Source organism: Paraburkholderia silvatlantica, assembly GCF_003096715.1.
GTDB lineage: Bacteria > Pseudomonadota > Gammaproteobacteria > Burkholderiales > Burkholderiaceae > Paraburkholderia > Paraburkholderia silvatlantica.
Window position 1 is genome coordinate 26,928 of the sequence record NZ_QEOL01000001.1, and the last position, 21,596, is coordinate 48,523.

The following is a 21,596-nucleotide window of genomic DNA, read 5'->3' on the forward strand; positions in this document are numbered from 1 at the left end:
GCCATGAGACTTTCCGCATTCATCGAAAGCGTTGGCGTGATCGGCCCGGGTCTTGCCAACTGGCCGCAGACGGCCGACGTGCTCGCCGCGCGCACGCCGTACGCGAGCGCACGCACGCTGCTGCCGCCGCCCGAGGGCCTGCCGGCCGCGGAGCGCCGCCGTACCGGGGCCGTCGTCAAGACCGCGCTCGCCGTGGGCCACGAAGCCGTCGCGGCGAGCGGCCGCGACGCGACGACGCTTGCCGCCGTGTTCGCGGCCTCGGGTGGAGATGGTCAGAACTGCCACATAATCTGCGACGCGTTGGCCGGCGACGACCGCCTGCTTTCGCCGACGCGTTTTCACAACTCGGTGCACAACGCGCCCGCGGGCTACTGGAGCATCGCGACGCGCGACCGGGCCGCCTCGAACGTGCTGTGCGCGCACGACGGCAGCTTCGCAGCGGGCCTGCTCGAAAGCGCGTGCCAGGTGGCCGTGGATGGCGTGCCCACCTTGCTGATCGCCTACGACGCCGACTATCCCGAGCCGCTGCATGCGTTGCGGCCGGTGGCCGATGCATTTGGCGTGGCGCTCGTGCTCGCGCCGCAGGCGAGCGCGGCGACGATTGCGCGCCTCGACGTGACGCTCACCGAAGCGCCCGCGACGCCGCTCGCCTCGCCCGAACTCGAAGCGCTGCGCACGAACAATCCCGCTGCGCGCGCGCTGCCGCTGCTCGAAGCGCTCGCGTGCATGGACAGGTCCGGACAGCCTGCGAGCGTGGTCATCGACTATTTGCCCGAACTGCGCGTGCAAATCGGCGTGACGGCCCCGGACGCGTTTGGAGACGGCGCATGACGACGCAAGCCGACCTGCCGGATACGCTCGCGGACGTGATCGCGAACGCCGCGCCGACCGCGCCCGCCGCGCCGCTCGAGCGCGCATGGATCGCGGCGCGCATACCGCATAGCGGTGCGATGTGTCTGCTCGACGGTGTGCAGGCGTGGGACGAGACACGGATCCGTTGTACGGCGACAAGTCATTGCGATCCGCACAACCCGCTGCGCTCGCGCGGCCGCCTCGCAGCCGTTTGCGGCGTGGAGTACGCGGCGCAGGCGATGGCCGTGCATGGCGCGTTGCTTGGCGCAATGGAGGGCGCGGCAGCGGGCCGCCCGCGCGCGGGCTTTCTTGCGAGCGTGCGTAACGTAGTGGCGCATGTCGAGCGCCTCGACACGCTCGCCGCACCGCTCGCGATCGAAGCCGAACGCATGAGCGGCAGCGGCAACACGATCCTCTATGGTTTTACGGTGCGCGGCGAGGGCCGCGTGCTGCTTACGGGGCGCGCGGCAGTGATGCTCGATGCGTCTGCAGTCATTCGATGACAATACAAAAGGGAGCCCGACGATGAAATCCAAACGGTTCATACTCGCGGCGCTCGTGCTGGGCATGGCCAGCACGATGGCGCACGCCGATGTTCACGAAGTGAAGGAGAACATCAAGCACGATTCGAAGGAAGCGGCCGCGAAAACCGGCCACGCCGCGCGCGAATTCGGCCACGCCACCGCGAACGCCGCGAAGACGGTGGGCCACGGCATCGCGCATGTGTCGCGCGAGGGCTACGAGGCCACGAAGCGCGCGACCAGGCGCGTGTTCCATAAGGACGGCAGTGGCGAGAGCAGCGAGAAGAGCCAGACGTAGGGTGTAGTGCTTGCGAACAGGAAGGCCGTTCATGTACGAGCGGCCTTTTTTCTTTGTCCGCTTGCCTAGGCAGATTCTCAATTATTCATGGCAAATTCAGACAGCGAAAATTAATCGAGATAGTAACAAAAATCTGACGAGCATCAAATTAATTGCAAGCGAATGCGCTCGCGAGATTATTTGCCTGGAAATTCGGACCAGTCTTATGTCTCCACTCAATCAGACGGCGTACTTATCGGAGTGCCGGGTGAAAACTAGCTCGGCGCTTCGCCGGTCGCATCGTCGAGCCGGTTGTTTTCGTCGATTTCGTGGAGGTCTGGAAATGTCGAATCAGAAGGAACGCAAAGGCACTCTGTACGCATTCGCAACATTGGGCGCGCGCACGGAACGCGGCGGGTATATCACCAAGGCGACATCGGGCCTTGTTATCTGTGACCTTCGCGCCGCACTCGTGGGGGATATCGTCACCTATCCCGACGGCAGCCAAGCCGTAATCATGGATGGTTCGGGCTCCCTGGTTTCAGATCGAGCCACGTGCTTTGTTCTCGTAGGCAGCACCCTGAGCAACGGCGACAAAATCGTATCCACCCCTTGGGGAGACCGGGAATCAGGTTTGTTCGTCGCAGAAGGCGAAACGCCCGAAGGTCTTTTCGATGCGTCATATGTACCGCCGCCGTGCATACCCGGCGAACGCTTCGCACTCTATGGTTCAACGACGGCACGCGGCGGCGTACTGCGCGATCCAGGGGGCGAATGGAACGTTGACGGAGAGCGCGTGAGGGTCGGCGTTATCGGCGATAAAGTCCATTACGCGAACGGCACGACCGCCCGAATCGTTAGCGGCCTGGCGATCAAGACCAATCCGACGATGGCCCAATTCGCGTATGTGGGGAGCGTGCTGGATAACGGCGACACGATAACGGATAGCCCCGATCGAAAGGGGTCGGCGTGGTTGGACACCTGGGAGGTTGTCACAGAAGAGGCAATGAAGAGCCGAGGCGAGGCCGTATGAGACGCGTATTTCTTGGCATCGGCGATGAGGCAGGTGACGCATTCATAACGGAAGGCTTGCCGAGTGTAACGTGTGCGAATCCACCGCCGGAAGTGAATATCTCCACGCTCTACATGAAAACGTATTGCCGCGCGTGCAAACAGGAAGGCTACATCGCACCGCGCGGGCCGCGTCATAAAGGCACCGGGCCGAATGGTCAACAATGGGCGCTCAGCGGCGATGTCAATATTTGCGGTTGTTCGCCGCCCCCCGTGTTCCATGCCGAGCGAAACATGGCGATGATCTTTACCGCCGAAGAATCGACGGGGCTTATGGGCCAACGTGCGAACACTACGACATCAAGCGCGACGCAACGCGACTACGACCAATGTTTCCATCTAAGTAACCCGCGCACAGGTCAACCTCTACGCGATATGCCCTACAGGATCATTACTGATGATGGAGACGAGATAGACGGCCGAACAGACGCGCGAGGCTACACGCAACGCATATCGGCCTATGACGCGAGTTCAGCAACGCTGCATGTACTCGAAGAAACACCGCCCCTCAACCCCGATTGGGACAAGTTTTTATGACAGCCAAAGTAATCAAGACACGTAGGGCACAACTTACGCCGAAGTTCGATACCGCGCCTGTCACCGTACTGGTTGACGATTCGGCGCGGTTGCACGAAATTCGCCAGTTGGTGCAATTCAATAACAAATCGAGTCTGGACGAAAATCTTGTAATTTGTCAGATTTACATGGAATCACGATTCGATGCGAACGCTACCGTAGCGGGTTCCACGGCGAAGGGCCTTATGCAAATGAACAAAGGTGCGGTGCAACAAGTCTATAAATACCGAAAGCAGCAAGAGCTAGGGCATATGCCCAGTGATCTGCAAACCCACCAGGCATTCGCGGAAGGTGCCGCTATGCACGTCTCCTCAAGCATGTTCGATGAGGCTACGAATATTCAGCTTGGCACGGAGTATATGCAATACTGGATCGACAAGGCTGGTTCGCTGGAGGAGGCGTACAAACTCTATCGCGGTCTGTCAAACGGTGTGTACTACAAGAAAATCAGGGCGTGCGCGGAGAAGCTAAAGGCCGATCCGGGTTCGATGCAACCATTGCGTGATATGGCCAAATGAGACTACTCGCCTTTATGTCGGTTCTCTGTGTTAGTTACAATGCCGTGTCGCAGCCCGCCTTCGGAATGGATGTGGTTGCGACTTGCACACTAGGAAGCGATCAAAGCCACACAGTCGTATTGCTGCGCGATCGTCCCATAGATAGCACGACGACCTACTATCTAAGTAAAGACGATGCAGCGCCCGTACGCCTCTATCAGGGTGACGAAGATCAGTCACGCGGCAATGATGTACAGATTGCGTGCGTAGGCACGAAGGAACGTGCCTTACTGATATCTGGCGAATTCACTTCGAACTATCTACAGGGCGTCGCGATTCGTTATAACGCTAACGCGAAACGGTGGGAGCGAGTCGAATTCGCGGAACGGGCGCGACCGGTTTCCCTCTATTTCGATGCGGACGGTGTGGAGGTTCTAATACCGAATGTCGAACGAAACGAGTCGACCAAGCGATACATCATTTACCGATACGACGCGAGCGAGCGGCGGGCTGAGCAAACCTATTCGAATTATTTGCCGAAGCTACGTGCAACGCGCATATTTTGGAATTGGCGATGACCATATTCTATGCAGTTGCCGAAGACGATCCACATGGTAGTGCGGCGCAATGGCCAGTCTTTGAGAGCCATCCCCATTGCGCTATCGAAGGGCAAACCGGGCCCTGAGGAAGGGTATCGCGGCCATTGGCATGGCGAGTCGCGTGTCAGGCAGTGGGTATCATCGTTGCGGGGCGCGAGGATATCTGTTTACGTTTACCTGCGCGGTCCCGCCGATACGAGGACGGGTCGCGCCCGGTGTTTACCCTCACAACCACCCACGCTCCGCGCGCGAACCCCCACCCGGCGCGCCTTCCCACCCGCGCCCCGTTATCCGCCCCGCACCACCCGCGCCCGACACTTCAAGATACGGCAGCCCTTGCCGTTAATGCAGTGGCGGCGTCATCACTCGCCTCACGGCGGGCGGTACGCCGCACACCACACTGGAGATCGGGCCGGCCGCGGATGCTACCTGCACCACACGCGCCGCGGCAACAGGAGGGGAAGAAGGTATGGTCTATTCCCAAGCGGCGGGAGCGTTCGGCGCGGCGGGATCACGGGGCGGTCAGCCGGAGGAGGAATCGGACGGGGCAAACGGCGGGGCCGATGAAGCGCTCGCGCAGGAGCGCAGTGTATTGCGGCTGGTGTCGCGCAGCATGCCGCTGCCGGAGCTGCTGGCTCAGGTTTGTTGCCGCGCCGGGCGGCTCTTGGGCGCGGGCGCGAACTGCGCGATCCTGCAACTGGACGGCGATGGCCGGCGCCTGCGCATCGGCAGCGCGCCAGCCTTGCCGGCGCAGTATCACGCCGCGTTCGACGGCACGCCGGTCGGTTCCGGCACGAGCCCGTCCGGCACGGCGATTGCCGAGCGGCGCACGGTGTGCGTGGAAGACTTCGAACTCGCGCACGAGTGGGGCAAGTACCGCCGCATCGCGCTCGACAGTGGCCTGCGCGCGGTCTGGACCACACCGCTCGACGACGACAACGGCGGCGTGCTGGGCGCGCTTGCCGTGTACCAGAGCCGGCCCTGGCGGCCCAGCGCGGCCGAGGAGGCGCTGCTGTGCGATATCGCCCGCAGCGTCGCGGCCATGCTCAACCAGCAGACCATGGCCGAGCGGCTCGCGCTCAGCGAGGAGCACCATCGCCTCGTGGTGGATCACCTCAACGAAGGCATCGTGATGCAGGCCCGCGACGACACCGTGCTCGCCTGCAACCGCAGCGCGCGGCGCCTCCTGCGCTTGCCCGAGAACGCCATCGGCATGAGCATCGTGAAGGTGATTCCGCGCGTGCTCGACGAAAGCGGCAAGCCGCTGCCCACCGCGAAGCGCCCCAGCATGAAGGCGCTCGAAACGGGCAAGCCGGTGCTCGGCGAGACGGTCGGCCTCGAACTCGCGGACGGCGAGATCGTCTGGGTGAGCGAGAACGTGCTGCCGATCTTCCGGCCCGGCGAAAGCGAGCCGGTTTCCGTGGTGGTGTCGTTCACGGACATCGGGCCCGTGCGCGAGGCGCAGCAGCAGTTGCGCTACCTCGCCACGCGCGACGCGCTCACAGGCCTTTACAACCGTACCTTTCTTGCCGAGCGCATGCATGCGATGCTGGAGCGCGCCACGTGCTCGGCGAAGCCGGCGCTCCTCTTCGTCGATCTCGACGGGTTCAAGAAGGTCAACGACACGGGCGGCCACGAAGCCGGCGACTCGCTGCTGCGCGACGTGGGGCGGCGCCTCACCGGGTGCGTGAGCGAGGGGGACACGCTCGCGCGCGTGGGCGGCGACGAATTCGTGATCGCGGTGTGCTGCTACACAGGCGTGGACGAACTCGTCGCGCTCGCGCAGCGCGTGCTCGGCGCGATAGCCGCGCCGTTCGCGGTGGCGGGCAACGAGTACTACCTGGGCGCCTCGATCGGCATCAGCCTGTATCCCGACGATGGCCGCAGCGCCGCCGCGCTCATGCGCAACGCCGACTCGGCCATGTACGCGGCCAAGCAGCGCGGCACCAACCAGTTTCAGTTTTTCACGACCGAGCTGCGCCAGCGCCTGCAGCGCCGCTTCCAGATCGAGCGTGGGCTGCGCCGTGCGCTCGCTTCGGGCGAACTGCGCCTCGTCTATCAGCCGATCGTGGATGGCGCAAACGGCCGCATGATCGGCGCCGAGGCGCTGCTGCGCTGGGAGAGCGAGGAGCTGGGCCAGGTCTCGCCGGCGGAGTTCATCCCCGTGGCCGAGGACACCGGCATGATTATCCCGATCGGCCAGTGGGTGCTCGAGCACGCATGCCGCCAGGCCGCGCAGTGGCGGCGCCTCCTCGCGCCCGACTTCGTCATGGCGGTCAACTTCTCGCCGCGCCAGATCGCGGACGGGCTGGTCGAACAGGTGGAGCAATGCCTCGCGCGCACGGGCCTCTCGCCCGACGCGCTCGAAGTGGAGATCACCGAAGGCATTCTCATGAGCGACAGTCAGAGCGTGCTGCCTCTGCTGCACGCGCTGAACGCCATTGGCGTGCGCATTTCGGTGGACGACTTCGGCACCGGCTATTCGTCGCTTGCGTATCTGAAGCGTTTTCCGCTGCACCACCTGAAGGTCGATCGCACGTTCGTGGCGGGCCTGCCCGACAATCGCGACTCCGTGGCGATCACCCAGGCCGTCGTGGCGATGGCGCATTCACTCGGCATGCGCGTGACCGCCGAAGGCGTGGAAACGTCAGAGCAGTCGTCGTTTCTGCGCTCGCTGCGCTGCGAACGGCAGCAGGGCTACCTGTTCGGCAGGCCGGTGAGCGCGCGGGTCTGCGCGGCGCTGCTGCGCGAGCATACTGCTGGCCGCCTGCGCGGGGGCGTGTGAGGACGTCCTGATCCAGCACGCTCGTGCGGCAGCGGCAGGCTCAAGATTTCCCTCGCCAGGCCGTAGACGTTGGCAGGGAGCCGATGCCGGACGCATCGCGCCACACGTAAAGGACACCAGAGAATCATGGATAGCGGCTTCGCAATCGACGAACGAACCCGCCTGACGAGCACGAACCAGTTCGAGCTGCTGCTTTTCCGTCTCGGCGCGGCGCCGGGCAGCGAGGTTGGCGAAGTCTTCGGCATCAACGTTTTCAAGGTACGGGAAATCCTGAGCATGCCGGCGATCACGCCGATCGCGGCGTCGTCCCCCTACGTGCTGGGCGCGGCGAACATCCGCGGCCAGGTGATGCCCGTGATCGACCTGCCGCGGCTCATGGGCTGCGAGCCGGCCACGGGCCTGAACATCCTGCTCGTGACCGAATTCGCGCGCTCCACACAGGGCTTCGCGCTCGAAAGCGTGGACGAGATCGTGCGGCTCGAATGGAGCCAGGTGCTGACCGCCGACGTGACGATGGGCAACCGCGTGACGAGCATCGCGCGGCTCGAGAACGACCCCGAGAGCAAGAAGCTCGTGCAGGTGGTGGACGTGGAGCAGGTGCTGCGCGACGTGTTCCCGGCGCAGCACGGCGCGGTCGTGCCGGAGGACGTGGGCGAGCCCGCGATGATTCCGCCGGGTGCGAAAGTGCTGGCCGCCGACGACTCGGGTTTCGCGCGCGAGCTGATCGGCCAGAGCCTCAAGGCGCTCGGCGTGGAATACACGATGGCGAAGACGGGCCTCGAAGCGTGGAAGCAGCTCGACGAGATTGCGGCAAAAGCGGAACGCGACGGCGTGCGCGCGAAGGATCGCATTGCGCTCGTGCTGACCGACCTCGAAATGCCGGAGATGGACGGCTTCACGCTGACGCGCAAGATCAAGGCGGACCCGCGCACCGTGGATATTCCCGTGGTGATTCATTCGTCGCTCACGGGCACCGCGAATGAAGCCCACGTGAAGAATGCAGGCGCGAGCGGCTATGTGGCGAAATTCGCCGCTGGCGACCTCGCGGGTGCGATTCGCAGCGCGCTCGCTGGCAAGCCCATTTACGCCTGATTTCATTAGCCGATGAGGTCACTGGCGCGCGAACAACCGCCCCAACTGCGGCTCGCTATCCTGCACCCCCGCGAGCCGCAGCGCGTGCCACGCCATCGCGTAGTTGCTCGACAGCACCGGCTTGCCGGTCTGCGCTTCGATCTGAGGCACGAGCGCGGCCACGCGCAGGCTGGTGCACGACACGAACACCGCATCGGCATCGTCGTGGCGCGCCAGCGTGTCTATCGCACTGCGAATCGAATTCGCATCGATACGCGCCACCTCGTTGTCGTCTGCATGCTCGAATGAAGCCATGCGCGTGACGGTCACGTCGCGCGCCTCGATGTAATCGCGCATGAAGTCGTTGATGGTGCGCACGTAGGGCGTCAGCAGCGCCACGCGGCGCACGTCGAGCGCCTTTAGCGCGGCGAGCGCGGCCGTGATCGGCGTGGTGCAGGCAATGTCCGGCCGGACCTCGCGGATGCGCGCCGCGACCTTTTCTTCGCCTATCACCATCGAAGCCGACGTGCAGCCGAACGCCACCACGTCGAGGCGCTCGCCGGGCAGCATCAGGCTCACCGCGGGGGCGATGCGCGCCTCGATTTCCGCGAGGCGAGGCGGCGTGATGTCGGGCGAATTCTCGAGCCGGCTCTCGTAGAACGCTACGCCCGGCTGGCGCAACAGATCGCGCCACTCGTATTCGATCGTGTGATCGGTGGCCAGCACGACGAGGCCGATCGCGGCGCGGCGGGCAATGCCGCCGTCGAGCGCGAAATCGAGCTTTGTGTAGGCATTCTCATGATTTTGCGGCGGTGCGGCAGATATCATTTCAGCGTCAATCCCGTCATGTCGAGTTCGGGTTCGCGCCCGGCCATGATGTCGGCGAGCAGTTTTGCCGTGCCGCACGACATGGTCCAGCCCATGTGTCCGTGACCCGTGTTCAGAAAGAGGTTGCGATGGCGCGTGCGGCCGATCAGCGGCGTCCCTTCGGGCGTCATTGGACGCAGCCCGGCCCAGTACGCCGGCTGCGTGTAATCGGCGCCTTGCGGAAAGAGTTCGCGCGCCGAGCGCATCATGGAAGTGAAATCGGCGGGCGTGTGGCGCGTGTCGTAGCCCGCGAAATCCGCAGTGGCCGTGAAGCGCAGGCGCGCGCCAAACCGCGCCCATGCCACAAGGTGATTCTCGTCCACGCCGCCGATCTCGGGCGGGCGATGCCCTGGCCCGCAGGGGAACGTGGCCGAATAGCCCTTCACAGGATAGACCGCGATGCGGTAGCCGAGCGGCCGCGCGAGGATCGGCGACCAGGAGCCGAGCGCGAGCACGTAGTCGTCGCCCTGGATCACGCCGGCGCTCGTGCGTACGCCGGCAATGCGATCGCCGGCGGCTTCGATGGCCTCGATCGGCGCGTCGAACACGAAACGCACGCCCATACGTTCGCAAACGTCCTTGAGCCCGCGCGTGAAGCGGTGCGCGTCGCCGCTTGCGTCGCTCGGGCAGTAGATCGCGCCCGCAATGCGTTCGCGCGCGTGGGCGAGCGCGGGCTCGCGTGCCGCGACCGCGGCGGCGTCGAGCGTTTCGAGCGGCAGTCCGTTTTCGACGAGGATCGACATGTGGGCGCGGCCGCGCTCGAACGAGGCGGCGTCGCGATAGAGATAGAGCAGGCCGCGGCTGATGAGGTCGTATTCGAGTCGCTCGCGCGCGGTGACCTCCTGCAGTTGATGCTGCGCATAGCGGCACAGCTTTACCTTGCGCGAGGTGTTCTCGCGCGAGCGCGCCTCGGTGCAGTTGAGCAGGAATTGCGCGCACCATGCCCACATGTGCGGATCGGCATTCAGGCGCAGGCGCAGCGCCTGGCCCTCGACGAACAGCGATTTGAGCAGGATTAGCGGCGCGCGGGGCGAGGCCCACGTGTACGAATGGCCCGGCGCGACGAGCCCGGCGTTGGCGAAACTCGTTTCGAGCGCAACGCCAGCGCGTCGCTCGATAACCGTCACGTCGCGGCCGTCGCGCGCGAGGTAATACGCGCTCGTGACGCCCGCTATGCCGCCGCCCAGTACGATGGTCTTCATTCGCGCCCCTCCGTGCGTGTCTACAAAGTACCTTCACGCTGCCGCGAGCGCACGCAATTTGTATTCGCGCTTACCCTATGGCAGTTAAACGGTGGCATGCATCTATCATGGATAGGTCGTTATGCGCCGGTACCCATGCAAGCTGTGCGCCATGAGCGGGCAGGACCTGCAGGGCATCGCACTGGACGAATTATTTCGTTTCGCTAACTGACCGCGCGGGCTCGCCTGCGTTGCAGCATCGCCCGGTCGGGTCCACGCTCAGGAGCCGCTCACATGAATCCTCAGAACAATGGCACGCTGCATGCAACCCTCGCGCTCACGCTCTTTTCGCTCGCCGTGCTCGCGCCTGGACTCGCCCAGGCGCAGACCATCAAGATCGGCGTGCCGGTGCCGCTTTCGGGCAGCAGCGCCGCAGCGGGCACGGATATCCTGAACGGCGCGAAACTCGCGGCCGCCAGAATCAACGCGGCCGGTGGCGTGCTCGGCAAGCCAATCGAACTCGTGCCCGAAGACGACGCGTGCGACGCACAAACGGCGGTTCAGGCCGCACAGAAACTCGTGGACGCGGGCGTGGTCGCCGTGGCGGGCGGCTACTGCTCGAGCGCGGCATTGCCCGAGTTGACCGCCTTCCACCGCGCCGGTATTCCCTACGTACTTGACGCCTCGACCAATCCGAAGCTCACGGAAATGGGCTACGACAACGTATTCCGCACGATTGGCCGTGACGACGAGCAAGGGCCTTTCGCGGCCAGCTTCATGAAGAACTCGCTGCACGCAAAGCGGGCGGCGGTGATCGACGACAACACGACCTATGCCAAGGGTCTCGCGCAGAACACGGTGGAATCGCTCAAGAAAATGGGCGTGGACGTGGTCTACGCCGACTCGATCACGCCGGGCCAGATGGATTATTCGCCCACGCTCACCAAGGTTGCCTCGCTCAAGCCGGACGTGATCTATTACACGGGGTATTTCTCCGAGGCGGGTCTGCTCGTGAAGGAAGCGCGCCAGGTCGGCCTGAAGATGACCTTCATGGGCGGCGACGGCACCAATGACCCCACGCTCATGAAGACGGCCGGCCCGGCCGCCGACGGCATGATCATCACGACCGCACCGCTCGCACAGTTCCTTGCCGGCGCGCACGACTATCTCGATCAGTACAACAAGACCTATGGTCAGGGCCCGGGACCGTACTCGGTGTACGAGTACGACGCCGTGGGCGTGACCGCCAAGGCCATCGCCGATGGCAAGTCGGCAAAGCCCGCCGACATCAGCGCCGCACTGCACAAGATCACGAACTACCCGGGCGCCACGGGGACGATCGGCTTCAATCCGAAGGGCGACCGCAGCCGTGCCGTGTACATCACGGTCGTCGTGCATAACGATCAGTTCGAGCCTTACCAGCGCCAGGATGCGAGCGGCAAGTGGGTGGCAATGAAGTAAGCGCGCCGGGCCGCTCATGAGCACCTTTTTCCAGTTCGTCATCGAGGGGCTGACGATCGGCTCGTTCTACGCGCTCGTCGCCCTCGGCTACACGATGGTCTACGGCATCATCCGGCTCATCAACTTCGCACACGGGGATCTCTTCATGGTGGGCGCGTTCGTGGGCTGGACCGCGCTTTCCGCACTCGCGGCCGCTCGCCTGCCGCTCGCGCTCGCGCTGTTCTTCGCCTTCGCGGCGGCCATGCTCGCGACCGGCGTGCTCGGCGTGGCGATTGCGCGCGTGGCTTACCAGCCGTTGCTGCGCGCGCCGCGCCTGTCCATTCTCATTACGGCGCTAGCCGTTTCGCTGCTGCTCGAGAATGGCGTGCTGATCGCTTACGGCGCGGGCTTTCGCACCTACCCGCACCTGCTCACGCATAGCGGCTTCGACGTTGCGCAAGTGCACATCACGTTTGCGCAGATCGGCATTATCGCGGCCAGCTTCACGCTGATGATCGCGCTGTATTTGTTCGTACACCATACATTCGTCGGCACGGCCATGCGTGCGCTCGCCATCGACCAGGATGCGGCGCGGCTCATGGGCATCGACGTCGAGCGGCTCATCCAGCTCACGTTTTTCATCGGCTCGTCGCTCGCCGCGGTCGCCGGCGTGATGGAAGGGCTCTTCTACACGCAGATCAACTTCTTCATGGGCTTCGTGCTCGGGCTGCGAGCGTTCACGGCGGCAGTGCTCGGCGGCATCGGCAATATTCCGGGCGCGATGGTGGGCGGCTTCCTGATCGGCCTGCTGGAGGCGTTCGGCGCGGGGTACGTGTCGTCCCAATGGACCGACGTGTTCGTGTTCGGTGTGCTGATCGCCGTGCTCGTGGTGAAGCCCACCGGGCTGTTCGGCGAACGCGTGGTCGAGAGGATGTGAGACATGCGCGCGCGGGCCACGGACACCTCATGGGTCGTTTCCGGCGTGCTGATCGCGTTGGCGATCGCGCTGCCCCAGTTCGCGAGCGGCTATATCGTCGACGTCGGGCTGACCATCATCACCTACGCGATTCTGGGCCTCGGGTTGAACGTCGTCGTGGGCTATGCCGGGTTGCTCGACCTCGGCTACGCGGCGTTTTTCGCCATTGGCGCCTATACCACGGCGCTGCTCGAAACGCTGCTGCACTTCTCGTTCTGGGCGACGCTGCCGTTCAGCCTCGCGTTCGCCGGGGCTTCCGGCGTCGTGATCGGCTATCCCACGTTGCGCCTGCGCAGCGACTATCTCGCCATCGTCACGCTCGGCTTTGGCGAGATCACGCGCATCGTCGCCACCAACCTCGACATTACCGGCGGCCCGAACGGCATCTACGGCATCGAGCCGCCGAGCCTGTTCGGCTTCGAGTTCAGCTCGCCGCGCTCGGTGTATGTGCTGGGCATGGCGTTCTTCATCGTCGTGCTGGTGTTCGCCGTGCGGCTCGGACGCTCGCGCCTCGGGCGCGCATGGACCAGCATCCGCGAGGACGAAGCCGCCGCCGAGGCGGTCGGGGTCGCGACCTTGCGCGTGAAGATGCTCGCGTACGTGATCGGCGCGCTGATCGGCGGTCTCGCGGGCAGTCTCTTCGCCGCGCGCTTCGGCACGATCGACCCCACGGCATTTACGTATCTGCAGTCGGTGACGATCCTCATCGTCGTCGTGATGGGCGGTCGCGGCAGCATTCCCGGCGTGATCCTCGGCGCGTTGATCGTCGCGGGGCTGCCGGAAATGCTGCGCTTTTTGAACCTGTGGCGGATATTCGGCTTTGCCGTCGCGCTCGTCGTGCTCATGTTGCTGCGCCCGCAGGGACTGTGGCCCGCGCGCGTGAGGCGCGCCGCGCCGCGGCCCGAGGAAGAGACGGTGGCGCACGAAGCGGAAGCAGCGGAAGCGGCGGGCAAGGAAAGCGAGGCGGCTGTCTCTCTCGCCGATAGCGGCGGCCTCGAAGCCGCCGCTGCGCGCGAAACCCTGCTCGAAGTGCATGACCTCGAGCGCCGCTTTGGCGGCGTGCGCGCGATCGGCGGCATCACGTTCCAGGTGCGCAGCGGCGAGATTCTCGCGTTGATCGGCCCGAACGGCGCGGGCAAGACCACGGTCTTCAACTGCCTGACGGGCGTGATCCGCCCGAGCGGCGGCCGCCTCGTCTGGCGCGGCGAGCCGCTCGGCGGCGGCGCGCCCCATCGCAACGTGCATCTCGGCATCGCGCGCACGTTTCAGGGCATCCGTCTGTTCAACCATATGAGCGCGTTCGAGAACGTGCTGATCGGCATGGATCACCGGCTGCACACGGCCCTCGTGGCGGAGCTGGCGGGCACGCGCGCCGCGCGCGCCGAGGCGGCCGCGCACGGCGCGCTCGGTCAGCGCTGGCTCGATCTCGTGGGGCTCGGTGCGCGCGCGAGCGAATATGCCTCGGACCTGCCGTATGGCGATCAGCGCAGGCTGGAAATCGCCCGCGCGCTGGCGAGCCAGCCACGCCTGTTGCTGCTCGACGAACCTGCCGCGGGCATGAACCCGACCGAAAAGCACGCGTTGATGGCGCAGATCCGCCGCATCCGCGACCTGGGCGTGACGGTGCTGCTGATCGAGCACGACATGGCGCTCGTGATGGGCGTGTCCGACCGCATCGTCGTGATGGATCATGGCGAGATCATTGCTCAGGGCACGCCCGCGCAGATCCAGAACGACCCGGTGGTGATCGACGCCTACCTGGGCACGGCAGACGAAGACGACGGACCCGACGCCACGGACGGGGAGAAGTCGCTATGGGGTTAGACACGGGGTTAGACACGGCCGGCAAACTCCTCGACGTGCGCGACCTGCGCGTGAATTACGGCAACATCGAAGCGCTGCACGGCGTTTCGCTCGATGTCGGGCCGGGCGAGATCGTCGCGCTGCTTGGGGCCAACGGCGCGGGCAAGACCACGACGCTGCGTACCGTCTCCGGGCTGCTGCGTCCGCGCGGCGGAAGCATTGCGTTCGAGGGGCAGGCGCTCGTCGGGCTGCCGTCGCATCGCATCGTCGCGCTGGGGATCGGGCACGTGCCGGAAGGGCGGCGCATTTTTGGCGGGTTGACGGTCGAGGAGAACCTGCGTCTGGGCGGCTACCTGTTGCGGCGCGATGCCGGCGCGCTCGACCGGGGCATTGCTCAGGCATACGAAACGTTCAGCCGGCTGCGCGAGCGCAAGGATCAACTCGCCGGCACGCTGAGCGGGGGCGAGCAGCAGATGCTCGCGATTGCGCGCGCGCTCATGCTCAAGCCAAAACTCGTGCTGCTCGACGAGCCTTCCATGGGACTCGCGCCCAAACTCGTGCGCGCGATCTTCGAAGTGATCGCGCGCATCAGCCACGCGGGCACGGCGGTGCTGCTCGTGGAGCAGAACGCGCGCCAGGCGCTGCGCATTGCGAACCGCGCCTATGTGCTGGAAGGCGGCCGTGTGGCGCTCGCGGGTTCGGCCCATGAGCTGGCCAACGACAACCGGGTGCGGGCAACGTATCTCGGCGGCAGTGCACAGGCGGAAGGAGGCGCCGTCTAGGCATTGCTCGGTGAAATGCGCGCTTCGCGCGTCACATCTGCCTGAACAGGTGTGCGTACTGGCGGCTCACGCCGAGGGCGCCCGCGTGGCCGCGCAGCCTCAACGTCATCTTCCCGATCGCGCTGACCGAGGCGCATTCCACCTGGTCCACGTTGACCACCGTACCGCGGTGAACCTGCCAGAAGCGCGCCGGGTCCAGTTGCGCGCATAGCTCTCGCAGGCTCGTGCGGATCAGCAACTCGCCGCTGCGCGTCGTGACCACGACATATTTGTCGGCGGCCTCGAGGTACAACACCTCTTCCACCGGCACCATGCGGATGTCGTTGCCGCTGGACGCGCGCAGATATCGCAGCGGCGCGGCGCGCGGGGCGCTATCGGCATTGCCCGCTCGCGCTCCGGCACGCGCTTCGCGAACGTCCTGGGTGATCGTTTCCAGCTGGCGCAGCACGCGTTGCAGATCTGCCTGCACTTGCCGCGGCCCGGCGTCGTTCGCCGCCGATTGCGCGAGCCGTGCACGCAGGCGCTCCACCGTGCGGGCAAGCCGCGCTGTCTCCACTGGCTTGAGCAGATAGTCGATGGCCGCGGCCTCGAAGGCTTCGAGCGCGTAGGCGTCGTAGGCGGTCACGAACACGATCTGCGGCGGCGCGGCGAGATTCGCGCACGCGCGCGCGACATCGAGGCCGGTCGCGCCGGGCATGGCGATGTCGAGGAACGCGACGTCGGGCGCCAGCGCGCCGATGCGCTCGATGGCTTCGTGGCCGTTGCCGGCTGTTGCCACGATGCGCAATTCCGGCCACGCGGCAGCGAGTTCGCGCGTAAGCGCGGCGGCGATCAGCGGCTCGTCCTCGGCGATCAGCGCGCTCGGGGTGTCGGGCGAGCGCAGCGAGGCATCGCCGTGCTGCGCCGCATCGGCAGGCGTCTGGCGTTTCATGATCCGGACTCCTGCACGCTTGCGCCAACGGTATCGCGCAACGGCAGCCGGACACGCGCCACGAGGCCATGCGGAACGTTTTCGATCAGCGTGAGCGACGCCTGCTCGCCATAGAGCGCCGCAAGCCGCTCGCGCACGTTCACGAGCCCGACCCCCGCGCCCTGGGTGCCCGGCGTCGCGCCGAAGCCCGGGCCCGTATCGGTCACGCTCAGCTCGACTTGCTCGCCGTCGCGCCGTGCGCCGACGTCGATTCGGCCGCCCTCGAGCGCGCCCTGAATGCCATGCTTGAGCGCGTTCTCCACGAGCGGCTGCAACAGCATGGGCGGCACCGCGAGGTCGGCGCAATCGCGCGGCAGGTCGAGCGCGTAGGCGAGGCGCGGGCCGACGCGCATGGCGTGCACGGCGAGCATCGAGTCGAGCACCTTGAACTGCACCGCGAGCGTTTCGCTTTGCGCGCGCGAGGCCTCCAGCGTCGCGCGCAGGAAGCGGTTGAGGCTCGCGAGCAGCTCGCGCGCACGCGGCGGGTCGGACGCGATCAGGCTGTCGAGCGTTGCCAGCGTATTGAAGAGAAAGTGCGGCTCGATCTGCGCCTGCAGCGCCTGCAGGCGGGCGCTGAGCGCCGTGCGCTCGGCGGTTTCCTTCTGCCATGCCGTGCGCGCGACCTGTTCGCTCAGCTCGGCAATGCGCGTGCGCGACCAGCCATACCAGGTGACGAGCAGCGTGGCGGTGAGCGCGATCCAGCCGGTGAGCGCGAGATCCTTCGTCGCGAACGCGTGGCGCAGGCCGATCCCGAGCACCACGCTTGCAATGCCGCGTCCGAGCGCCGCGCCGAGCACGATGGCGAGCACCATCGCGAGGGCGAGCCGCGGGCCGGTGAGCGCATTGTGGCGTTGCAGATAAAAGCGGCCGACGTCGAGCAGCAGCATGATCGAAAGCCCGATTGCCTGGCTGAAGACAAGGTTGTCGATGAATCGCTCGTGAACGCCCGCGGCGGTGAGCGCGACGGCAATCAGCGTATTGCCGGTCACGACGATCACGCCCTCGCGCGCGAACCCTGCGAGCAGGACGCTGGCCGCCGGCGCCGGCAGGCGGGCGGCGGCGTTCGGAAACTCGACGTGCGTGCCAGGCATCATGCGAACCAGCTTGTGACGATGAGGTTGAGCAGCCTGTGAGGCGTCGCGACGGCGGCAAGACCGGCAGCGACGAGACTGAAGAACGAACCGCGCATCGCGAGGCGATGGCCGCGGACGTTGCCGTGGCGGATCGCCCAGATGGCGCGCCCGACGCTGGCGAACGTCAGCAGCGACAGACCGTGCACCCAGGACAGATGCCCCGGATGCAACTCGCGGATGTCGAACGAACTGAGCGCGGCGGCAAACATCGTCAGCGTCCAGAGGCGGCCGAGCCACTTGTGCCGCGCGCTGCCCTTTTCGGCCAGCATGACGGCGGTTCCGAGTATGACAGAAAGTGTTGCGGCGACGACGTGCGCAGCAATGATGGCAGACATGCTGGCTCTCCTTGGCGGGTCGAGCGGGGGCGATGTCTGCAGTGTGGCGAGTGGGGGCCAGGCGGGCGAGGGGGATGCGACGAAGCGTGGGGAAACGGGCGCGAATGGGGCCTGGGTGGCGCGAACGGTGGGCAGGCGGACCGCACGGCGTCGCTCAGTCCGGCGGCGCGCTTTCGATTGCACGTGGTTCTCGTGCCCGCTTGCCTGCGCAACGGCTGCCGGGCCTGACGAGTGTGGTCCCCCTCTGCGTTGCCGTAGCCCGCTTGTAGTTTTTACAGGGCGCAAGCGCGCGCGGGTGTGCGGGCGTTGCGCGGGCGGGGCCGGGCGTAGCGCCGTGGCATGGTATGTGTCTTGCTTCGCAGGAGCCCCATTACAATCCGGTCCGCGCCCACGAGCCGCACAGCGATCCGACCTGAGTGCGCCCGACCCGCTAGACTGAGCGCTGGCGTGCGTGCGCGAAGCGCCGGGCTTGCGGCGCCCACGCGCCGTGATGCCGGTGTCGCCGGCTCACCGGATTCGCGCCCGCTCGCCGCTCCCGCCATTGCCCAGAGATATCGATGACCAGGTTATTCCGCATGACCGCGCTCGTTGCGTGGTGTCTTTTGTTCCTGCCCGCTACGGCGGCGTTTGCGCAATCGGTCCAGGTGGACCAGTCGGACCCGCAGGCGCTCATCAAGACCGCCACGCAGCAGGTGCTCGACGAAGTCCGCACGAAGGCCATCGCGCCGGACGACATCGCTCGCATCCAGGATATCGTCAACCGCGACATTCTTCCGTACGTCGATTTTCGCCGCACCACGCGCCTCGCCATGGGGCCTCACTGGCGCACCACCACGCCCGAGCAGCAAGCGCAGATCGAGCAGCAGTTCCAGCTGCTGCTGATCCATCTCTACTCGGGCGCCATCGCGCAACTGAAGCCTGACCAGAAGATCGACTATCCCCCCATGCGCAGCTCGCCCGGCGATACCGACGTCGTCGTGCGCACGCTCGCGCAGACCAACAGCAATCCGCTCGAAATCGATTACCGCCTGTACAAGACGCCGCAAGGCTGGCGCCTTTACGACCTGAATGTGCTCGGCGCGTGGCTGGTCCAGACCTATCGCCAGCAGTTCAACGAGAAGATCCAGCAGGGCGGCGTGGATGGGCTCATCCAGTTCCTCACCGCGCGCAACCAGGAACTCGTCTCGGGCAAGACGCAGACGCAGTGACGCGCGTTTTTTGCGTCTGCCTCCCGCGACCTGCGAAAATCTGGACGGCCGGGCCCCACGCGCGCGGGCGCTGTACCATTTCGAGGCGCGCCTCGTGCGTATGCCTCACGCGTATAGATGGGCCGCGCGCTTGCCCGAGCCAGCGCGGCTTCGATGTTCCTCTTTTTTGCTGATACCCGATCCGACATGAATTTCCCGCTGCGGCCGCAGGGCCGACGCAACCGGGTGTTTCCGCCAAGCCCGCCTACGCTGCACAGCCTCGCCTCCGTCATTACCGGCGTGGTCGTGGTGTGCGGCCTGTACTTCGGGCGCGCGGTGCTGATTCCCATTACGCTCTCGGTGCTGCTGAGCTTTCTGCTGGCGCCGCTCGTGACCACACTGCGGCGCTTTCATTTGCCGCAGTTCCTCGCCATTCTCGTTGCGGTGCTTTCCACCGTGCTCGCACTTGCCGGTGTGGGCGCGCTGATCGCTGCGCAGGTCTATCAGCTTTCCGCCTCCCTGCCGCAGTATCAGGAAGAGATCGAGCAGAAAGTGCAAACGGTGCAGGAAAAAACCGTGGGCCGCGCCGATTCGCTCATGTCGCGGGCCGCCACCGCGCTGCAGCGCGTGACGCCCACGCCGCCGCCCGCGCCGCCGCAGCCGCGCGGGCGCGCGGCGCGCAACCAGCCGCAGCAGCCGATGCCCGTGGAGATCCATACGCCCGCGCCCACGCCGCTCACGCTGGCGCAAAAGGCGCTTGCCCCGGCTATCGCGCCGCTCGAGACGACCTTCATCGTGCTCGTGGTGACGATCTTCATCCTGTTCCAGCGCGAGGACCTGCGCGACCGGCTCATCAGCGTATTCGGCTCCGACGACCTGCACCGCACCACGACCGCCATCAACGACGCCTCGCAGCGGCTCTCGCGCTACTTCGTCGCTCAAGTCGGCGTGAATGTCACGGTGGGCGGGGTGATCGCGCTGGGGCTGGCGGGCATCGGCGTGCCGGGCGCGCTGCTGTTCGGCGCGGTGGCGGCGCTCATGCGCTTCGTGCCGTACATCGGCATCTGGATCGCGGCGATCATGGCGACGATCGTCGCTGCGGCTACGCAGCCGCAATGGACCATGGGCGTGACGACACTGATCTTCTTCATCGTCGTGGACGTGGTGGCGGGGCAGTTCGCCGAGCCGATGGTCTATGGCAAGCGCTCGGGCCTCTCGCCGCTTGCCGTGGTGGTGGCGGCGATCTTCTGGAGCTGGCTGTGGGGTCCCGTGGGGCTCGTGCTTTCCACGCCGCTCACGCTGTGCATCGTCACCCTGGGCCGCTACGTGGACCGGCTGAACTTCCTCACGATCCTGCTCGGCGACCAGCCCGCTCTCACGCCCGCGCAAACCTGCTACCAGCGCCTGCTCGCCGACGATCCCCATGAAGCGCTGCTGCAGGCGGACCGGCTGCTCACGGGCATGCCGCTCATCGACTACTACGAGCAGGTGGTGTTCGAGGGCCTGCGCTTTGCGCGCAACGACGCCTTGCGCGGCGTGCTGCCCGGCGAGCAGGTCGCGCGCATCAACCAGGCGCTGCTCGATATCGTCGAGGACCTCGAATCCGTAGACGATTCGCGTCATGCCGCACCCGAAGAGGAAAGTGCGAGGAAGGCGGCCGCCGAGGGCGCGGACGAAGGCGCGAAGGTGATCGAATTCACCCTCTCGCCGGACGCGGGCGAAGTGCTCTGCGTGCCCGGACGCGGCGCGTTCGACGACGTGGCGGTGGCGATCGTCGGCCAGTTGCTCATGCGGCGCAACATTCCCTGCACGGCGACCACGTACGACGAGGTGCGCGCCACGCGCGGGGCCATGATCGATGAGCGCTCGCCAGCCATCTGCGTGGTGTCGCTCGATGCGCCCGAGTCGGCGCCATATCTGCGCAATCTCGTGCGGCGCCTGCGCGAGCGCGCGCCCGACGCAACCATCGTGGTGGGCATCGGCGCGGCCCTGCGCGACGACGGTGCAGGCATTGCCGACGACCCCGGCACGCTCTTTCCGACTTCGCTGCGCAACCTCGTGGAGGAATGCGGCGCGGCGCTCGTGCCGGCTCACACGCGGCTGCCCGAAAAGAGGGCGGCAACGCCGGATATGCAGGATCAATATCGTGCAGGAGCGAAATTGTGACATTCATGCCCGCGTCACATTGAGGCCCGAATATATGCGGCCCTGTGCCCCTGGTTGCGGCATGAAAGTTACTGGGAGACAACGTTGCTGAGCCCAAAAGAATTCGCCACGCTGATGCTGGTCCGCCATTCGCCGGACCAGATCGACATGAACCGCCAGGAACTGGACACGCTGCTCGAGCGTCAGCTGGTTGCGCTCGAGCAATGGACGCAGGGCCACCGCCGGCTTTCGCTCACGATTGCCGGCCGCTCGCTGCTCGAAGCGGTGGGGCGGCTCGAATACGTGACGGGTTTGCCCGGGAGGGATGGCGACGAGCGCCTTGCCGCCGGTCTTTGATGTCTTTGCAGTGAGCGTGCTTGCGGCCCGGCCCCCGAATGGAGCCGGGCCGTGTCGTTATGCAAGACACATTTTTTGCGCGTGCGTTTACTGAGGCATGCCAGGTAATTATGTGCTTTTGCCCACGCCCGAGGGCGTGATCGCCTTGTGTCCCCCAAAGGACGCTGCTAC

20 protein-coding genes are annotated in these 21,596 nt (G+C 65.7%); 15 read left to right on the top strand and 5 right to left on the bottom strand.

All coding sequences use genetic code 11. From position 1 onward, the window contains the following. The first annotated feature begins 3 nt into the window (after nt 1–3). The 8 genes from C7411_RS00125 (at nt 4) to C7411_RS00160 (ending at nt 8,270) form a co-directional block, all read left to right on the top strand. Nucleotides 4–831, top strand: coding sequence for a beta-ketoacyl synthase chain length factor (locus tag C7411_RS00125; protein WP_110382935.1), 828 nt, complete (start codon nt 4–6; stop codon nt 829–831). Further along, nucleotides 828–1,355, top strand: a complete 528-nt coding sequence (locus tag C7411_RS00130) for a hotdog family protein (RefSeq protein WP_110382563.1) — start codon at nt 828–830, stop codon at nt 1,353–1,355. Before C7411_RS00125 ends, C7411_RS00130 begins: the two co-directional genes overlap by 4 nt. A gap of 22 nt (nt 1,356–1,377) precedes the next feature. Further along, entirely contained in the window at nt 1,378–1,671 is a 294-nt protein-coding gene (locus C7411_RS00135; protein ID WP_110382564.1) for a hypothetical protein, read from the top strand. Between the two features lie 322 nt (nt 1,672–1,993). Continuing rightward, nucleotides 1,994–2,683 (top strand): PAAR domain-containing protein, encoded by a 690-nt coding sequence (locus tag C7411_RS00140; RefSeq protein ID WP_243412985.1) that lies wholly within the window; start codon nt 1,994–1,996, stop codon nt 2,681–2,683. Next, nucleotides 2,680–3,258, top strand: a complete 579-nt coding sequence (locus C7411_RS00145; RefSeq protein ID WP_243412986.1) for a PAAR domain-containing protein — start codon at nt 2,680–2,682, stop codon at nt 3,256–3,258. Before C7411_RS00140 ends, C7411_RS00145 begins: the two co-directional genes overlap by 4 nt. After that, nucleotides 3,255–3,815, top strand: a complete 561-nt coding sequence (locus tag C7411_RS00150) for a transglycosylase SLT domain-containing protein (protein ID WP_110382565.1) — start codon at nt 3,255–3,257, stop codon at nt 3,813–3,815. The genes C7411_RS00145 and C7411_RS00150 overlap by 4 nt, the downstream gene beginning before the upstream one ends. 1,047 nt (nt 3,816–4,862) lie before the next feature. Beyond that, nucleotides 4,863–7,178, top strand: coding sequence for a putative bifunctional diguanylate cyclase/phosphodiesterase (locus tag C7411_RS00155; RefSeq protein ID WP_110382566.1), 2,316 nt, complete (start codon nt 4,863–4,865; stop codon nt 7,176–7,178). 126 nt (nt 7,179–7,304) lie between these two features. After that, nucleotides 7,305–8,270: a chemotaxis protein gene (locus C7411_RS00160; RefSeq protein ID WP_110382567.1), complete on the top strand. Its 966-nt coding sequence runs from the start codon at nt 7,305–7,307 to the stop codon at nt 8,268–8,270. Nucleotides 8,271–8,288: 18 nt separating this feature from the next. On the opposite strand, the gene C7411_RS00165 is transcribed toward C7411_RS00160, so the two are convergent. Together C7411_RS00165 and C7411_RS00170 are read right to left on the bottom strand one after the other, a co-directional pair. Further along, the gene (locus C7411_RS00165) at nt 8,289–9,077 is read right to left on the bottom strand and encodes a maleate cis-trans isomerase family protein (protein ID WP_110382568.1); all 789 of its coding nucleotides are present in this window, start codon (nt 9,075–9,077) and stop codon (nt 8,289–8,291) included. Further along, on the bottom strand, nt 9,074–10,318 hold the full coding sequence (locus tag C7411_RS00170; RefSeq protein ID WP_110382569.1) for a D-amino acid dehydrogenase: 1,245 nt from the start codon (nt 10,316–10,318) through the stop codon (nt 9,074–9,076). Before C7411_RS00170 ends, C7411_RS00165 begins: the two co-directional genes overlap by 4 nt. A gap of 273 nt (nt 10,319–10,591) precedes the next feature. Here C7411_RS00170 and C7411_RS00175 point away from each other — a divergent pair, with 273 nt between their 5' ends. Genes C7411_RS00175 through C7411_RS00190 form a run of 4 tightly spaced genes read left to right on the top strand, consistent with a single transcriptional unit; the run spans nt 10,592 to nt 15,298 of the window. Beyond that, on the top strand, nt 10,592–11,758 hold the full coding sequence (locus C7411_RS00175) for a branched-chain amino acid ABC transporter substrate-binding protein (protein WP_110382570.1): 1,167 nt from the start codon (nt 10,592–10,594) through the stop codon (nt 11,756–11,758). A 16-nt stretch (nt 11,759–11,774) separates the two neighbouring features. After that, nucleotides 11,775–12,674 (top strand): branched-chain amino acid ABC transporter permease, encoded by a 900-nt coding sequence (locus tag C7411_RS00180; protein ID WP_110382571.1) that lies wholly within the window; start codon nt 11,775–11,777, stop codon nt 12,672–12,674. A gap of 3 nt (nt 12,675–12,677) precedes the next feature. Beyond that, nucleotides 12,678–14,537 carry a branched-chain amino acid ABC transporter ATP-binding protein/permease gene (locus C7411_RS00185; RefSeq protein WP_110382572.1) on the top strand — a complete coding sequence of 620 codons (1,860 nt, stop codon included), beginning with the start codon at nt 12,678–12,680 and terminating at the stop codon, nt 14,535–14,537. Continuing rightward, nucleotides 14,528–15,298, top strand: coding sequence for an ABC transporter ATP-binding protein (locus C7411_RS00190; RefSeq protein WP_110382573.1), 771 nt, complete (start codon nt 14,528–14,530; stop codon nt 15,296–15,298). The genes C7411_RS00185 and C7411_RS00190 overlap by 10 nt, the downstream gene beginning before the upstream one ends. Nucleotides 15,299–15,329: 31 nt before the next feature. On the opposite strand, the gene C7411_RS00195 is transcribed toward C7411_RS00190, so the two are convergent. From C7411_RS00195 to C7411_RS00205, 3 genes are read right to left on the bottom strand one after another with little or no spacing between them, the layout of a single operon-like run. Then, complete coding sequence (locus tag C7411_RS00195) at nt 15,330–16,229, bottom strand: LytR/AlgR family response regulator transcription factor (RefSeq protein WP_110382574.1); 900 nt, start codon at nt 16,227–16,229, stop codon at nt 15,330–15,332. Then, entirely contained in the window at nt 16,226–17,362 is a 1,137-nt protein-coding gene (locus tag C7411_RS00200) for a sensor histidine kinase (RefSeq protein WP_110382575.1), read from the bottom strand. The genes C7411_RS00195 and C7411_RS00200 overlap by 4 nt, the downstream gene beginning before the upstream one ends. Continuing rightward, the gene (locus C7411_RS00205) at nt 17,359–17,736 is read right to left on the bottom strand and encodes a DUF2306 domain-containing protein (protein ID WP_110382576.1); all 378 of its coding nucleotides are present in this window, start codon (nt 17,734–17,736) and stop codon (nt 17,359–17,361) included. Before C7411_RS00205 ends, C7411_RS00200 begins: the two co-directional genes overlap by 4 nt. Before the next feature lie 557 nt (nt 17,737–18,293). Between C7411_RS00205 and C7411_RS00210 the strand changes: the two genes are divergently transcribed. The 3 genes from C7411_RS00210 to C7411_RS00220 all read left to right on the top strand — a co-directional run bounded on the left by C7411_RS00210 (nt 18,294) and on the right by C7411_RS00220 (nt 21,425). Beyond that, nucleotides 18,294–18,944 carry an MlaC/ttg2D family ABC transporter substrate-binding protein gene (locus C7411_RS00210; RefSeq protein WP_110382577.1) on the top strand — a complete coding sequence of 217 codons (651 nt, stop codon included), beginning with the start codon at nt 18,294–18,296 and terminating at the stop codon, nt 18,942–18,944. Nucleotides 18,945–19,130: 186 nt separating this feature from the next. Then, nucleotides 19,131–21,089 (top strand): AI-2E family transporter, encoded by a 1,959-nt coding sequence (locus tag C7411_RS00215; RefSeq protein WP_110382578.1) that lies wholly within the window; start codon nt 19,131–19,133, stop codon nt 21,087–21,089. An 84-nt stretch (nt 21,090–21,173) separates the two neighbouring features. After that, entirely contained in the window at nt 21,174–21,425 is a 252-nt protein-coding gene (locus C7411_RS00220) for a hypothetical protein (RefSeq protein ID WP_165822718.1), read from the top strand. Nucleotides 21,426–21,596 lie beyond the last annotated feature (171 nt).

Coding starts and splice junctions, on each gene's coding strand:
- C7411_RS00125 (WP_110382935.1), top strand. CDS start 4: ATGAGACTTTCCGCATTCATCGAAAGCGTTGGCGTGATCGGCCCGGGT.
- C7411_RS00130 (WP_110382563.1), top strand. CDS start 828: ATGACGACGCAAGCCGACCTGCCGGATACGCTCGCGGACGTGATCGCG.
- C7411_RS00135 (WP_110382564.1), top strand. CDS start 1,378: ATGAAATCCAAACGGTTCATACTCGCGGCGCTCGTGCTGGGCATGGCC.
- C7411_RS00140 (WP_243412985.1), top strand. CDS start 1,994: ATGTCGAATCAGAAGGAACGCAAAGGCACTCTGTACGCATTCGCAACA.
- C7411_RS00145 (WP_243412986.1), top strand. CDS start 2,680: ATGAGACGCGTATTTCTTGGCATCGGCGATGAGGCAGGTGACGCATTC.
- C7411_RS00150 (WP_110382565.1), top strand. CDS start 3,255: ATGACAGCCAAAGTAATCAAGACACGTAGGGCACAACTTACGCCGAAG.
- C7411_RS00155 (WP_110382566.1), top strand. CDS start 4,863: ATGGTCTATTCCCAAGCGGCGGGAGCGTTCGGCGCGGCGGGATCACGG.
- C7411_RS00160 (WP_110382567.1), top strand. CDS start 7,305: ATGGATAGCGGCTTCGCAATCGACGAACGAACCCGCCTGACGAGCACG.
- C7411_RS00165 (WP_110382568.1), bottom strand. CDS start 9,077: ATGATATCTGCCGCACCGCCGCAAAATCATGAGAATGCCTACACAAAG.
- C7411_RS00170 (WP_110382569.1), bottom strand. CDS start 10,318: ATGAAGACCATCGTACTGGGCGGCGGCATAGCGGGCGTCACGAGCGCG.
- C7411_RS00175 (WP_110382570.1), top strand. CDS start 10,592: ATGAATCCTCAGAACAATGGCACGCTGCATGCAACCCTCGCGCTCACG.
- C7411_RS00180 (WP_110382571.1), top strand. CDS start 11,775: ATGAGCACCTTTTTCCAGTTCGTCATCGAGGGGCTGACGATCGGCTCG.
- C7411_RS00185 (WP_110382572.1), top strand. CDS start 12,678: ATGCGCGCGCGGGCCACGGACACCTCATGGGTCGTTTCCGGCGTGCTG.
- C7411_RS00190 (WP_110382573.1), top strand. CDS start 14,528: ATGGGGTTAGACACGGGGTTAGACACGGCCGGCAAACTCCTCGACGTG.
- C7411_RS00195 (WP_110382574.1), bottom strand. CDS start 16,229: ATGAAACGCCAGACGCCTGCCGATGCGGCGCAGCACGGCGATGCCTCG.
- C7411_RS00200 (WP_110382575.1), bottom strand. CDS start 17,362: ATGATGCCTGGCACGCACGTCGAGTTTCCGAACGCCGCCGCCCGCCTG.
- C7411_RS00205 (WP_110382576.1), bottom strand. CDS start 17,736: ATGTCTGCCATCATTGCTGCGCACGTCGTCGCCGCAACACTTTCTGTC.
- C7411_RS00210 (WP_110382577.1), top strand. CDS start 18,294: ATGACCAGGTTATTCCGCATGACCGCGCTCGTTGCGTGGTGTCTTTTG.
- C7411_RS00215 (WP_110382578.1), top strand. CDS start 19,131: ATGAATTTCCCGCTGCGGCCGCAGGGCCGACGCAACCGGGTGTTTCCG.